At 33.6% G+C, this 14,948-nt stretch carries 12 protein-coding genes; 1 reads left to right on the plus strand and 11 read right to left on the minus strand.

Annotated elements, in window-relative coordinates; all coding sequences use genetic code 11:
* Window positions 1–5: 5 nt before the first annotated feature.
* The 5 genes from IWX80_RS07430 to surE form a co-directional block, all read right to left on the minus strand.
* Window positions 6–2,042 (minus strand): ComEC/Rec2 family competence protein, encoded by a 2,037-nt coding sequence (locus IWX80_RS07430; RefSeq protein WP_196852834.1) that lies wholly within the window; start codon window positions 2,040–2,042, stop codon window positions 6–8.
* A gap of 84 nt (window positions 2,043–2,126) precedes the next feature.
* Window positions 2,127–2,645 carry a C40 family peptidase gene (locus IWX80_RS07435; protein ID WP_196852835.1) on the minus strand — a complete coding sequence of 173 codons (519 nt, stop codon included), beginning with the start codon at window positions 2,643–2,645 and terminating at the stop codon, window positions 2,127–2,129.
* A gap of 45 nt (window positions 2,646–2,690) precedes the next feature.
* Complete coding sequence (lpxB, locus tag IWX80_RS07440; RefSeq protein ID WP_196852836.1) at window positions 2,691–3,803, minus strand: lipid-A-disaccharide synthase; 1,113 nt, start codon at window positions 3,801–3,803, stop codon at window positions 2,691–2,693.
* An 82-nt stretch (window positions 3,804–3,885) separates the two neighbouring features.
* Complete coding sequence (locus IWX80_RS07445) at window positions 3,886–4,158, minus strand: hypothetical protein (RefSeq protein WP_196852837.1); 273 nt, start codon at window positions 4,156–4,158, stop codon at window positions 3,886–3,888.
* Window positions 4,151–4,930 carry a 5'/3'-nucleotidase SurE gene (gene surE, locus IWX80_RS07450; RefSeq protein ID WP_196852838.1) on the minus strand — a complete coding sequence of 260 codons (780 nt, stop codon included), beginning with the start codon at window positions 4,928–4,930 and terminating at the stop codon, window positions 4,151–4,153. The genes IWX80_RS07445 and surE overlap by 8 nt, the downstream gene beginning before the upstream one ends.
* Window positions 4,931–5,136: 206 nt before the next feature.
* On the opposite strand from surE, the gene IWX80_RS07455 reads away from it, so the two are divergent.
* On the plus strand, window positions 5,137–7,314 hold the full coding sequence (locus tag IWX80_RS07455; RefSeq protein ID WP_196852839.1) for a carboxy terminal-processing peptidase: 2,178 nt from the start codon (window positions 5,137–5,139) through the stop codon (window positions 7,312–7,314).
* A 361-nt stretch (window positions 7,315–7,675) separates the two neighbouring features.
* Here IWX80_RS07455 and rodA read toward each other — a convergent pair whose 3' ends face one another.
* The 6 genes from rodA to purH form a co-directional block, all read right to left on the minus strand.
* Window positions 7,676–8,911 (minus strand): rod shape-determining protein RodA, encoded by a 1,236-nt coding sequence (rodA, locus tag IWX80_RS07460; RefSeq protein WP_196852840.1) that lies wholly within the window; start codon window positions 8,909–8,911, stop codon window positions 7,676–7,678.
* Between the two features lie 5 nt (window positions 8,912–8,916).
* A complete protein-coding gene (mrdA, locus tag IWX80_RS07465) occupies window positions 8,917–10,869 on the minus strand; it encodes a penicillin-binding protein 2 (RefSeq protein ID WP_196852841.1) in 1,953 nt (650 codons plus the stop codon).
* Entirely contained in the window at window positions 10,866–11,372 is a 507-nt protein-coding gene (locus tag IWX80_RS07470; RefSeq protein ID WP_113637539.1) for a rod shape-determining protein MreD, read from the minus strand. Before IWX80_RS07470 ends, mrdA begins: the two co-directional genes overlap by 4 nt.
* Window positions 11,365–12,189, minus strand: a complete 825-nt coding sequence (gene mreC, locus IWX80_RS07475) for a rod shape-determining protein MreC (protein ID WP_196852842.1) — start codon at window positions 12,187–12,189, stop codon at window positions 11,365–11,367. The genes IWX80_RS07470 and mreC overlap by 8 nt, the downstream gene beginning before the upstream one ends.
* 98 nt (window positions 12,190–12,287) lie before the next feature.
* On the minus strand, window positions 12,288–13,316 hold the full coding sequence (locus tag IWX80_RS07480) for a rod shape-determining protein (RefSeq protein ID WP_091204281.1): 1,029 nt from the start codon (window positions 13,314–13,316) through the stop codon (window positions 12,288–12,290).
* A 54-nt stretch (window positions 13,317–13,370) separates the two neighbouring features.
* Entirely contained in the window at window positions 13,371–14,897 is a 1,527-nt protein-coding gene (gene purH / locus IWX80_RS07485; protein WP_196852843.1) for a bifunctional phosphoribosylaminoimidazolecarboxamide formyltransferase/IMP cyclohydrolase, read from the minus strand.
* Window positions 14,898–14,948 lie beyond the last annotated feature (51 nt).

Raw genomic sequence — 14,948 nt, forward strand, 5'->3', positions numbered from 1 at the left:
AATTCTTAATTCAATTTATAAAATCCCTTTTCACCAGTTGCGTGAAAAGGGATTTTCTGTTTTTTACAACTGGATTTCCATAGTTTTTGTATGTTTTTAAAGTTGGATGCATCAGCGATAACTAATTTGGGTTTCATTATTTGGAACAAACGGTCTGCATTTATTTTAGCGGATTGTGTCAATACGATTATATCAGGTTGTATATTTTTTGGATAAATTCCGGAGCTGTCTAATACAAAAATCTTTTTCCCATTAAAGAAGATGAAATTTTGTAGCCGTTTTTTCTGTTCCAAAGTGCTAAATTTTCCAATGCGATAGGATTTTAAAATACTGTTTTTTTGAGCGGTTTTCAAAATGCTGTCATTAGCATAAATTAAAATGTTTTCTCCTTTTCTTTCCGCAATCAAGGTGTTTTTTCTGCTGTTGAAAACTACTAATTCTTGTTCAGTTTGAATTTTCCACTGTATTTTAAAATAAGAGAATTGTAAAATGAGAATGGAAATTAAAACCAAAGTCAATTTATTGAAACTCGGTTTTTTGAACCAAAAAATTACCGTAAACAGTAGTAAATAGCCGCCGATCAACAAATAAAAATGAAGCGGAATGTCCTGAATAATGAACTGTTCCAAAGAGGCAATTGCATTGATAATTTTGTTTAAATAGTAAATACTCCATTCCAATAGTTGTGACAACAATACGGGAATCATATTTAACGCCGCCAAAAGCATCACCAAAACGCCTAAAATCATTATGATGCTCAGTAACGGAATAATTATCAGATTGGTAACAAAAAACAAACCTGGAAACTGATGGAAATAGTAAATGCTGAGCGGTAAAGTACCTATTTGAGCTGCAAAAGAAACGGTTAGAATATCCCAAATATATTTTGAAATTTTGTGTTTTGGTTTCCAAATGGAGGATAAAAGTGGCTGCAGCCAAATGATAAAAAACAACGCAATGTAGCTTAATTGAAAACCAACATCAAATAGGAAAGAAGGTTCAAAAAGTAAAATCAACAACACAGAAACTAACAGCGTGTGGTATATATTGACACTTCTGCGAAGGTGATTTCCTATGGCAACAAAGGAAAACATCGTTACGGAACGAACCACTGAAGGTGCTAAACCCGCAATAATCCCGAACATTGATAATGAGATAAGGATTGTGATTAGTTTGATAAAAGATCCTCGTTTTGTGTTGGGAATTGGTTTTAGAATAAAGGTGACAAAAAGCAATATAAATCCAATGTGTAATCCTGAAACGGATAAAATATGAACCGCTCCGGCAAATTGATAATCTCGAATAATATCAGGTGAAATATCTTGTTGTTGTCCCATTATTAAGGCAATGGCAACGTTTAATTCTGTTTTGTTGAAGTTATTTTTTTCTAAATTCCGAATAATCCTTGTCCGTAATTTGGATGAATAATACCAAATGTCTTTCTCTATTTCAGTTCCAATTTTTATGTCTATAACATCAGCATATAGTTGTGCATAGATTTGTTTGTTTTCCAAGTATTTGCTGTAGTCAAATTGATTGGGATTATTGGGCGGTTTGTTTTTTGTTAATGTGCCTTTTATCAGCAGCGAATTTCCAACTTGTAGATTATGATGCAAACTGTCATTTTGTATGTTCAAAATGATTCTGCCGCTTTGTTCTTTCTGATCGATATGATTCACAATGGCGAGGTAACGATCGCTAAACGGAGAACTTTTCATTTTTTCTCGAATCGTTAAAGAAATGAAATGAGGTTGTTCAAAAATAGCGGTATTGTGAATGTAATTGCTTTTTTGGAAATAATCGGTATGTGCTATTTGGGTTGAAATACCGATTATAAAAGACAAGAGATAAGTTCCGACACCAAAATAAAGGGAGAGTTTTGTTCTTTTTTTCGACAAAAAATAGAACAAAACAAAAATACTGACGGATGTGATAAGTGCAATAAAAACAGCTGATATAGAAGGTCGCAGGTAAAAAGCAAAAAGTAAACCAAATATAAACCCTATTGTTATTCTTGCCAGTGGGAAATGTAGTACTTTCATAGTTCTAAAGTACACATTTTTAGTAAGAAACGGATTTGTTTTTTTAATTTAAAAACAAATAAATTTTAGCTAAAAGACTGTTATTTAAAGTACACGATTAATCTGGACAAAGGTTTTTTGGTAATAAGGTTCTTTGGTCGAGGAAATAATTACTCCTTTTGATGTCGAAGAATGAATGAATTTTATTTCGTCATCAGTTGCTTCAATCACAATTCCAACGTGATTTATTTCTCTGTTTTTATTGGTTTTAAAAAATATCAAATCGCCTTTTTGAGCTTGATCTTTTTTTGGATTTAAAACAACCCCTATTTTTGATTGTTGTAATGAGTTGCGCGGAAGAGTAATGTTTTCTGCATTAAAGATGGTGTAGATTAATCCTGAACAATCATAACCCGCTCTTGTTGTTCCTGCATATTTATATTTTACACCCAAATTATCAGCAGCTGCGTCAATTAATTGTTCTGCTAATTGGTTTGTTTTTCTCTTTTCAGATCGCGATAATTTCTCTTTTGGTGCTCCTTTTTTCGAAGTAACAATGGGTGATGTGGATTTACAAGCCGTAAAAAAGATGACAATTAATAAAAGGAATGCAAAACGTTTCAAAAGAGTTTTTTTAAGTTGATATTAAAGTCGGAAATAAACCGTAGATTATTTTAAATCATTTACAATCAATGTAGCCGTTTTTTCACTGGCTCCAATTCCGCCCAATTGCTCTTCTAATAACGCATATTTTTCTAAAAGCGTATTGCGATGGTCCGTTTTTAATATTTTTTCGAGTTCTTCCCGAATGCGTTTTGTATTGCATTCTTCTTGAATTAACTCGGTTACCACTTCTTCATCCATGATCAAATTCACTAATGAAATGTATTTGAGTGTAATGATTCGTTTTGCGATTTGGTAGGAAGCCCAACTTCCTTTATAACAAACAACTTCAGGAACTTTGAATAATGCGGTTTCCAGTGTTGCAGTTCCGGATGTGACTAGCGCTGCAGTCGCATTTCGTAATAAATCATAGGTTTTATTAGAAATAAATTTTATGTTTTCCTGAGTGATAAAATTTTGATAGAAAGAAAATTCCTGACTTGGAGCACCCGCAATTACAAATTGATAGTCAGGGAAATCTTTGACAACGCTTAGCATTACGGCTAACATTTTTGTAATTTCCTGTTTTCTGCTACCCGGTAAAATAGCGATAATTGGTTTGTCATTCAGTTGATTTTCTTTTCTGAAAAGAACTGGATCAACTGGTGGTTGGTTATGAATAGCATCAATTAAAGGATGACCAACAAATTCCACTTGAAATTTATGTTTCTCTTCGTAAAACTTTTTTTCGAAAGGCAAAATCACATACATTTTATCAATATCACGCTTGATATCTGTTATTCTGCTTTCTTTCCAAGCCCAGATTTGCGGCGAAATGTAGTAATGGGTTTTCATTCCCAATGATTTTGCCCATTTTGCAATACGCAAATTAAAACCAGGATAATCGATGAAGATAAGTACATCAGGCTGAAATTCAAGAATGTCTTTTTTGCAGATTTTGATGTTGTTCAGAATCGTTTTTAGATTAAAAATCACTTCGATAAATCCCATGAATGCTAGTTCACGATAGTGTTTTACTAAAGTTCCGCCAACATTTTTCATTAAATCACCACCCCAAAATCGGATGTCAGCAGTTGGATCTTTTTTGTACAGCTCTTTCATTAAATTAGAACCGTGTAAATCACCTGAAGCTTCTCCCGCAATTATATAATATTTCATGTTTTTTCGATTTGGAATTTTTAAAATCAAACGGATAAAATCATTTTCGCTGCAATCATTTTATTCTTCTACAAAGATAAACTTAAATAAATAAAGTGAGTATTGCCAAAGCAATGACTGCCAAAACAACACCACGAGCCATCATTTCTTTATTCATTTTGAGTAAAATTCCAAATGCTATCAATGTCAGAATGGATCCCAATGTGATTATTTTGCCTAAATTACCTTGTGATTTCATTATTTGAATTCCGGCGATAAATTTAAACTCCGTAAAAAAGGTTATAAATAGATACGATCCAAGTAGGGTAGTTGCAATCCCTATTAAAAATCCGAGCAATACATCTTTTTTATTCATTCCATTTCCAGGTATTAAGTTGTTGAATAGCGTGATGCGCAGTTAAGTCAAATTGTACCGGAACCACGGATACAAAACCGTTTTCTAAGGCCCATTCATCTGTATCTTCTCCTTTATCTTGGTTTACAAATTCCCCGGCAAGCCAGTAATAGTCTCTTCCTTGCGGTGTTTTTCTTTTGTCAAATTTCTCTACCCAGATTGCTTTCGCTTGACGGCTAATTCGAATCCCTTTGATATCTTCTTCTTTTAATTTTGGAAAATTAACATTCAGAACTACGCCTTCTGGCAATCCGTTTTCTAAAACTTCAATCGAAATTTTGCGGATAAAAGATTTTATAGTATCAAAATTGGCGTTCCAATCGTAATCCAATAATGAGAAACCAATGGCGGGAATTCCCTCTATTCCTGCTTCAACGGCGGCGCTCATTGTCCCTGAATAAATCACATTTATGGAAGAATTTGAACCATGATTCACACCGGAAACACACAAGTCAGGTTTCCTTTTTAAAATTTCGTTAACGGCCAGTTTTACACAATCTACCGGTGTTCCGGAACAACTGTATTCTAAATAAGGATCATTATCTTTTGACAATTTATTCAAATATAAAGTATTGTTGATGGTGATGGCGTGGCCCATGGCGCTTTGCGGCGTGTCTGGAGCAACCACAACAATTTCTCCCAATTCAGACATTACTGATATTAATGCTCTTAGTCCTGGCGCCGAAACACCGTCATCATTCGTTATTAAAATTAAAGGTCTAGTTTTTTTCATTATTATTTTGGCAAAAAAAGATTGATTTTATGATATTGATGGCAAATGTAAACACACAGAATGGGATTAAGTAAACAAAAGATAAAAATATGTTATCTTGATTCATTTAAGATAATAAAAAAAAACATTTTTATATCTTTAACAAAAATTTAGGGGAGCTCTGCTACTGTTGGCATAGTTTTTACCGTACATTAGAATAAAAATTCATGAATACTATTCTTAACTTTATGAAAAGAAATTATAAAATTATCCTTGTTGTCGTGTGTATTTCGGTGACATTATTTGCCTTCAAAATGAATGCCTCGAAAGCAAATGATCCAGAAAAAGACAAACTGCTTTTGGAGTTATTAACTTTTGTTATTGAAAAAGGTCATTACAGTCCAGCAACAATCGATGATACTTTTTCGAAAGGTATCTACAAAGATTACATAGAAGCTTTGGATCCATCGAAGCGATTTTTTTTACAATCGGATATTGATGAATTTTCAAAATTTGAGTTGCAATTAGACGATCAGTTATTGAATAAAGATTTGTCTTTCTTCAATTTGACTTATGAGCGATTGATGAAAAGAATGGATGAAAGCACTAAAATTTATAAGGATGTTTTAAGTAAACCTTTTGATTTTACTACGGATGAAAGTTTTAATATTGATTATGATAAAGCTCCTTATCCAAAAAATGTTGCAGAACTAAATGACAAATGGCGTAAACAAATCAAATTGTCTGCTTTATCATCACTAATTGATAAACAAAAATTAGAAGAAGATAAGAAGAAAAATGATGCCAGTTATGTTGTCAAATCTTTTGATGTCATAGAAAAGGAAACTAGAGAAAGCTCTCAAAAATCTTTGGATGAGTATTTTGGATTTATTAAGGATTTAGATAGAAACGATTGGTTTTCTGTGTACATAAATTCTATAACAGCACGTTTTGACCCGCATACAAACTATTTTGCAGCTGAAGAAAAAGAACGTTTCGATGTAAGTATAAGCGGTAAATTAGAGGGAATCGGTGCGCGTTTGCAAAAGAAAAATGACTTGACTGAAATTTCAGAACTTATATCTGGTGGTCCAGCATGGAGAGGTAAACAGCTTGAAGCTGGGGATTTAATTATGAAAGTTGCCCAAGGAAATGGCGAAGCTGTTGATGTTGTTGGGATGCGTCTTGATGATGTGGTGAAAAAAATCAAAGGACCAAAAGGTTCAGAAGTTCGTCTTACCGTTAAAAAAGTAGATGGAACCATCAAAATCATTTCAATTATCAGAGATATTGTTGAAATCGAAGAAACGTACGCGAAATCCAGTATTGTAAACAAAAACGGATTGAAGTACGGAGTAATTTATTTACCTAAATTTTATATTGATTTCGAAAATGCTGATGGTAGAGATGCTGGAAAAGATATCGCCTTAGAAGTGGATCGATTGAAAAAAGCAGGAGTTAACGGAATCGTGTTAGATGTACGTGATGATGGTGGTGGATCTTTGTCGACTGTTGTTGATATTGCAGGATTGTTTATTGAACAAGGACCAATTGTTCAGATTAAATCTGCCGGTAGAAAAAAAGAAGTTTTGTACGACAGAGATAAAAAAATCGAGTGGGACGGACCATTAGTTATTATGGTTAATAGTTTTTCAGCTTCAGCATCAGAGATTTTGGCAGCAGCCATACAAGATTATAAAAGAGGAATTATCATTGGAAGTAAACAAACTTATGGTAAAGGAACGGTTCAAAATGTGATTGATTTGAACCAATTTGTCCGCAGTAGTTCTGTGGGGGATTTAGGAGCGATTAAAACAACAACACAGAAATTTTACAGAATTAATGGTGGTTCTACTCAATTAGAGGGTGTACGAAGCGATATCGTAATGCCGGATAGATATGCTTACCTAAAAATGGGCGAGCGCGATGTTGATAATGCAATGCCATGGGACAAAATTGATCAAGCTGATTATCAAGTTTGGAATAACAACACTAATTTTAATCAAGCAATTACTAACAGTAAAAATAGAATTAGTAAAAACCCACAATTTCAATTGATCGAGGAAAATGCGAAGTGGATTGATAGTAGAAGTGAAGAGAATGTTTATAGTTTGAATATTGATAAGTTTAAAATTGCTCAATCTGAAATTGAAGAGAAAGCAAAAAAATACAAGCCAATTGTAGATTATAAAAATTCATTGACATTTACATCATTGCCTTATGAAACTGATGCAATGAATAAAGATGTTACTTTGAAAGAAAAAAGAGAAAGATGGCATGAAGCTTTGTCAAAAGATATTTATGTTGAAGAGGCTCTTAATGTTTTAGATGATTTACAATCGAAAGCAGTTTCTAAAAAGAACATGCCAGTTAAGATTAAAAAAGATAAGTTGGCTAAATCTTAAGTATTTTTATAAAAGGTTTAGGTTATAGTAATGAAAATGCCCTATGAATTCGAAAGAATGTATAGGGCATTTTATTTGTGTAAAACTATCGTTTTAATTTTATGTATCTCTTTGGAGGAAAATTAAATAAGAAGATTAATACTGTTTAGCTGTCAATTAATTTTGTTGAAATTATCTGACTATAAACCTTGTTTATTGCAAATCACTATCTGAATTACGGTAAAGAATCAACAACTTTAGGATTCAGTTGAAATTAGTAATAAGATAAATTAATTTCTTGTTTAGATCTTTTATTCAAAAACAAATAATAATATTCAATAGTGAGTTACTGTGGAATTTAGTTTAGATTAAAGCTGCCAAATTACCATTCGTTTACTTTGTTCGCATCCATTTTTATGAATATGAACAACAATATAGTAAAGCCCCAAAGTCCGGAACCTCCGTATGAAAAGAAGGGCAGCGGAACACCAATTGTTGGAAAAATACCAACAACCATAGCAATATTTACAAAGAAGTGCGTGAATAAAATTCCGGCAACACAATAGCCGTAGACTCTGCTGAACTTTGTTTTTTGTCTCTCGGCTAAGTATATTATTCTAAGAAACAAACCTGTAAAAAGTCCTATTACAACTAAAGAACCCGCAAATCCCCATTCCTCGCCCACAGTAGTAAAAATGTAATCCGTATGTTGTTCTGGTACAAAGCCACCTTTAGTTTGTGTGCCTTCCAGAAATCCCTTTCCTAACCAACCTCCAGAGCCAATTGCAATTTCGGACTGATTCGTATTGTATCCAATACCTTTCATGTCAACAGTTTTTCCTAAAAGAATATTAAAACGGTCTCGGTGATGTTGTTTAAATACATTGTCAAAAACATAGTCTACTGATAATACAAATCCTGAAAGAAGCACAAAAAGAATACTGCTCAAAACGATATTCCTATCGGCTAATCTAGATTTGAAGTGAATTATTAAAAGAACCAAAAAGCCGATAAGGATTACATATTGTGGTTCTAATACCAGTGTTAATACAAACAGAAGAATGGTTACGAAACCGGTCCATACATACCAAGCCGGCAGTCCTTCACGATATAGAACGATGATAAATATGCTGTAAATTAAAGCACTTCCCGGATCGGGCTGTGGTAAAATTAGCAATACGGGTAATATGATTATCGCAAGTGCCTGCCATTGACGGGTTACATCTTTGAGATTAATTTGCGTGTCACTTAAATATTTAGCTAATGCCAATGCTGTTGCTGCTTTTGCAAACTCAGAAGGCTGAATGGTAAAACTTCCAATGGCATACCAACAACGCTGACCTGCTATTGTCTTTCCAAACAAAAATAATCCTGCTAATGACAATAAAGAAATCCCAAAAATAATACTTGCGTATTTTTCGTAAAATTTCCCATCTACTGAGAGGACTATGAAAATTAAAGGAATGGTTAGCACGATGAATATCAACTGCTTCTCGTAAGTGTCTTCCATAGAAGATAACGACGAGGAATAGATGTTAAGCCAGCCCAAAATAACCAGTAGCGCATAAATGATTATGCTTATCCAGTCAATATTATTTGATACACTTTGGTTTTTCATCGGAATTAAATAGCTTGTTTTTTCTCTTTGGTGGAATCAATTTTCACTTTCAAAACTGGAATTACGGTTTTCTTTTTTAGAAGAGAATCACTAATTCTTAATTGTAATTTCACTGCTTCCGAAAGTCCACCTAATTTAGCATATCTACCTTGTAAACTTGTGGCAAGTATTCTTTTTTCTAAATCTAGTCTAGTTATTTTCTGTCTGAGGTACTTTTCAATCATTAAACTGGCAATTGGCCCTGCTATCGTTGCTCCGTAACCTCCATTTTCTACCATAACAGCTATCGCAATTTTTGGATTGTCTTTTGGTGCAAAAGCTACAAATATAGAGTGATCTTCCATTTTTACTCGTACTCCGCCAATTTTAGCGAAATTCTCAGCAGTTCCTGTCTTACCACAAATATCAATTCCTTCTACTTTTAGCGATCTCGCAGTTCCTAAATTATAAACGTCAAACAAACCACTGATCATTGGCTTAAAGTGCCTTTTGTCAATTGTGGTTTCATGTTTGGTAGTAAATTTTTTGTCTATCGTGTGGCCTTCAATTCTTTTGATGATGTGAGGTGTATAATAATAGCCTTCATTCGCAACTGTTGCCATCATGTTGGCCAGCTGAATCGGAGTCATCAAAACTTCTCCTTGTCCTATAGAGTTTGAAACAATTGTGGTGCTTCTCCATCCACCGTTAGGATAAATTCTCTTGTATGTTTTTGAGTCGGGTATGTTTCCTCTTTTACCAGTTGGCAAATCATATCCCATAAATTGTCCAAGACCAAAACTTTTAACATGTTTACTCCACACATCAACTGCTTGAGCTGGTTTAGCATATTTATTAATGGTTTGCATGTAAGCCGTGGCAAAATAGGAATTGCAAGACTCAAATATTCCTCTGTGCAATTGAAGTGCACCACCGTGACAGTGACATCCCATAAAACGTCCTCTGGCGTAACTGAAGCCACGATTACAAAATACAGTTGTGTTTTCATCAATTACCCCTTCTTGAAGCGCAACAAGTCCTGTTAGAATTTTGAAAGGTGAACCTGGAGGATATTCGGCTAAAAGTCCTCTGTCGTAAAGTGGTTTTGCGATTGAGTCATGGTAAAGTTTAGTGTAATTTTTAGATCGTTGTCTCCCAACCAATATAGAAGGGTCATAGGATGGTGCTGTTACTAAAGCTAAAATTTCTCCTGTGCTAGGTTCAATTGCAACAATTCCACCTCTTTTATTAATCATTAACTCTTCACCGTATTTTTGAATTTCGGCATCTATGGTAAGATTTATATCTTCTCCTTGAACGGCAATAGTGTCGTATTTTCCGTCTTTATACGAACCAATTTCACGGTTGTATTTGTCTTTCTGAAAATATTTCACTCCTTTTACACCTCTTAAAATATCTTCATAGCTTTCTTCAACACCTTGTCTACCAATTAAATCACCGCTATTATAATACGGATTTTTAGCGACTAGTTTTTCATTTACCTGAGTTATACCCCCAAAAACATTGGCTCCGAAATCTACTTCATAATCACGAAGAGAACGTTTTTGAAAATAAAAACCTTCGTATTTTCGTATTTTTTCCTGAAAAGCAGCAAATTCACTTTTGTTTAACTGCGATAAGAAAACAGAGGGTAATCTAGGGCTATAAACTTTAGCCTTTTCAATTTTTTTTATAAAATCTTCTTTGGTGATATTCAATAATTGGCAAAACTCTAAAGTATCTGTCCCTTTAACTTCTCTCGGTACTACCATAATGTCATAAGAGGCTTGATTAGCTACTAATAACTTTCCTTTTCGGTCATAGATGTAGCCTCTTTCAGGATATTCGTATTTTTTTTTAATGGCATTATTTTCAGATTTTAACTTTAAAGTATCGTCAACAACCTGCAAATAAAATATTCGCATTACAAGTAAAGTAGTAGCAAGAATGATTAAGGAAGGCAACAAGACTTTTCTCATCGTTTGTTTGGCTTAATAAGATATATTATGATAATGCAAATAATGATCGTAAATACTGTACTCAATAATGTTGTAATCAGTGTGTCTAATATAAAACTCAGTTGGAATGCCTCCAATAAAAATAACGTGAAGTGATGAATTACAACCGACAATAATATAAAAGAAAATCGCTGTGGTGTTAGTACGTCATTCAGTTTTATGGTTTGATATTCATAGCTTAAACCAAATGCAAATTTAAAAATTGAAGGTCTGAAATAAGCTAAAACTAAACAAGCCGTAGCGTGCGTTCCTCCAGAATTACTAAATAAATCCATGATGATTCCAAGTAAAAAACTGGCAGCCACTAATCCTGATTTGTTACCATTTACCGGGTAAAGGATAATGAATAAGATATATGGAAATGGGCTGATGTAACCCAAAAAATTCATATTGTTGAATATGATGATCTGAATTGCCAATAGCAGAATAAATCGGAAAATATTGACTAACAAGGTGCTATTCATCCTTTTCTCTTTTTTCTAGATTAATGATCTCTTCACGATCTTTCCTTTTTATGATATACACATGGCCTAAATTGGTCATGTCGTTAAACAATCTAACATCTAAAGTGTAAAAATTGGTTTGTTTGTCTCTGTAGATTTTTGCGATTGTTCCAATGTTGATGTTTTCTGGAAAAATAACCGACTGTCCTCCGGTGACAATAGTATCTCCAATCTTTATTAATGCTAATCGTGGTAAATCTGTCAATTGAACATATCCAGTACTTTTACCGTTCCAGTTCAGTGAGCCAAAATGATTTGACTTTTTAATCTTAGCATTAATTTGTGTTCTTTTGTTCAAAATACTAATTACTGTCGAATATTTTGGAGAAGTGTTTTCAATAATTCCTACAATACCTAAATCGTTTATTACTCCCATATCAGGTTTTACACCGTCTATTTCACCTGAATTTAATGTCAGATAATTTTCATACACGTTATAGGAGTTGTGGATTACTTTAGAAACAACTATATCCTCAGGTTTAACACCTTTCAGACTGTCTAATTTTTTAACAGCTGTTGTGTCTTTTCGATTGAATAAGAGACTTTTTAGTTTTGCATTTTCCAGTGCAAGCGCTTCGTTTTGAGTTTTTAAATTCAAATATTCATGTAGGTTGTTTACTCTTTCATAAACACCGCCGCTTAAAAAGTTTGCAGAACTTATAATTTTGCTTCTGTGGAAGGAATGGGACTGAATCGTAAGTGCTAACGATATACCCAAAAGCAGCAAAAACAGTATTCTGTTACTGTTTTTAAAAATAAAATTAAATATTTGCTGCATTGTTTAAAGTTAAATATTTAAATAAATCAAAAATCAAATTCTAAATTCCATTGTACTGACAAATTGCAGTAAAGTTGGAATTTAGAATCTATTTTTTGTTATTTTATGAGGATACTTTTAAATTTCACGATGTTTTTTAGTGCCATACCGGTTCCTCTGACAACAGCTCTTAATGGATCTTCGGCAATGTAAACAGGTAAATCTGTTTTTTGCGAAATTCTTTTATCAAGACCTCTTAACATTGATCCTCCACCAGCAAGATAAATACCTGTATTGTAAATATCAGCAGCTAATTCTGGAGGTGTTTGAGATAAAGTTTCCATTACTGCATCTTCAATACGTTGTATCGATTTGTCTAATGCTTTTGCAATTTCTCGGTACGAAACTTCAACTTGTTTTGGTTTACCAGTCAATAAATCTCTACCTTGAACAGACATGTCTTCAGGAGGAGTTTCTAAATCTTCGATAGCGGCACCAATTTGAATTTTTATTTTTTCAGCGGTAGTTTCTCCAACAAAAAGATTGTGTTGGGTGCGCATGTAATAAACGATGTCATTTGTAAATACATCACCAGCAATTTTTACTGACTTGTCACATACAATCCCACCTAATGCAATTACTGCGATTTCAGTTGTTCCACCACCAATATCAACAATCATATTTCCTTTAGGCTGCATGATGTCAATTCCAATACCTATTGCCGCAGCCATAGGTTCGTGTATCAAATAAACTTCTTTACCATTAACTCTTTCGCATGATTCTTTTACCGCTCTCATTTCCACTTCGGTAATTCCAGAAGGAATACAAACCACCATTCTTAGCGCGGGAGTAAACATTCTTTTCTTTAATGCTGGAATGCTTTTTATGAATAAGCTTATCATTTTTTCAGAAGCATCAAAATCAGCAATTACACCATCCTTCAAAGGTCTAATCGTCTTAATGTTTTCATGTGTCTTACCCTGCATCATGCTGGCTTCTTTACCTACAGCAATGATTTTGCCCGATATTCTATCGCGGGCAACTATTGAAGGGCTGTCAATTACTACTTTATCATTATGTATGATTAAAGTATTAGCGGTACCAAGGTCTATCGCAATATCCTCGGTCATGAAATCAAAAAATCCCATAAGTTTTTTAAGGGTTAAAATGTTATAAATTTGAAACGAGCAAAGTTAAACAAATTAATGTTTAAAATGACGCGTTCCCGTAAATACCATTGCAACTTTATTTTCATTGCAATAGTTGATGCTTAATTCGTCTTTAATAGATCCACCAGGCTGAATTACTGCTGTTATTCCTGCGTTTTTAGCTATTTCCACACAATCCGGAAAAGGAAAAAAAGCGTCACTTGCCATTGAGGCTCCGTGCAAATCAAATCCGAAATTTTTAGCTTTTTCAATAGCTTGAAGCAAGGCGTCAACTCTTGATGTTTGTCCAGTACCTGAAGCAATAAGTGTACCGTTTTTTGCAAAAACAATCGTGTTAGATTTTGTGTTTTTACAAATTTTTGAAGCAAATATTAAATCTTGAATCTCTTGTTCTGTAGGCGTAGTTATAGTAACGGTTCTTAACGCCTCTTTATTGTCAGTGATGTTGTTTCTTTCCTGAACTAAGATTCCGTTTAAGCACGTTCTTACTTGTTTTTGTGGCAAAGCAACCTCATTTTGCACTAATATGATTCGGTTTTTCTTTTCTTGTAAAATCGCGGTAGCTTCAGCATCATATTCTGGAGCAATTACAACTTCGCAAAACAATTTGTTTATTTCAGTAGCAGTTGCTACATCAATTTTAGTATTGGAAATCAAAACACCTCCAAAAGCTGAAGTTGGATCACACGCTAATGCTGCTAAGTATGCTTCATTAATTGTAGTTCTTGTAGCTAAACCACAGGCATTGTTGTGTTTTAATATGGCAAATGTAGGGCCATCATTCTTAAATTCATTAATCAAATTTACGGCAGCATCTACATCTAATAAATTGTTATATGATAATTCTTTTCCGTGAACTTTGTTGAACATGGCGTCAAAATCCCCAAAGAAAAATCCTTTTTGATGTGGGTTTTCGCCGTATCTCAAAACTTGTCCATTTGCAATACTTTCTTTGTAAATCGTTTCGTCTGTGTTGAAATAATTAAAAATTGCAGTGTCATAATGAGACGAAACATGAAATGCTTTGGTAGCTAGTAATTTTCGGTCTTCTAATGTAGTCGCGCCGTTTTGTTCTGTAATTAAATCCAAAAGTAAACTGTATTGATCAACCGAAGCTACAATTACAGTGTCCTTGAAGTTTTTTGCAGCAGCACGAATTAATGAAATACCACCAATATCTATTTTTTCAATGATATCTGCTTCACTTGCTCCTGAAGCTACCGTTTTTTCAAAAGGATATAAGTCAACAATTACCAAATCAATTTGGGGTATGTTGAATTCGATCATTTGCTGCACATCACTTTCATTATCTTGACGATTTAGGATTCCGCCAAAAACTTTTGGGTGTAATGTTTTTACTCTTCCACCCAAAATAGATGGGTAAGAGGTCACATCTTCAACGGGTATAACAGGGATTCCTAAGTTTTTTATGAAATCCTCTGTTCCACCTGTAGAATAAAGTGTAACATTTTGACTGTTTAGTTGTCTTACTATAGGTTCCAATCCTTCTTTAGAAAAGACGGAGATTAATGCAGATTGAATTGTTTTAGTTGTGCTCATTATGTAGTTATAGTTATAAAGTGCAAAAATAGTTTTTTAATGTTAAAATTA

Source organism: Flavobacterium sp. CAN_S2, from assembly GCF_015752255.1.
Lineage (GTDB): Bacteria > Bacteroidota > Bacteroidia > Flavobacteriales > Flavobacteriaceae > Flavobacterium.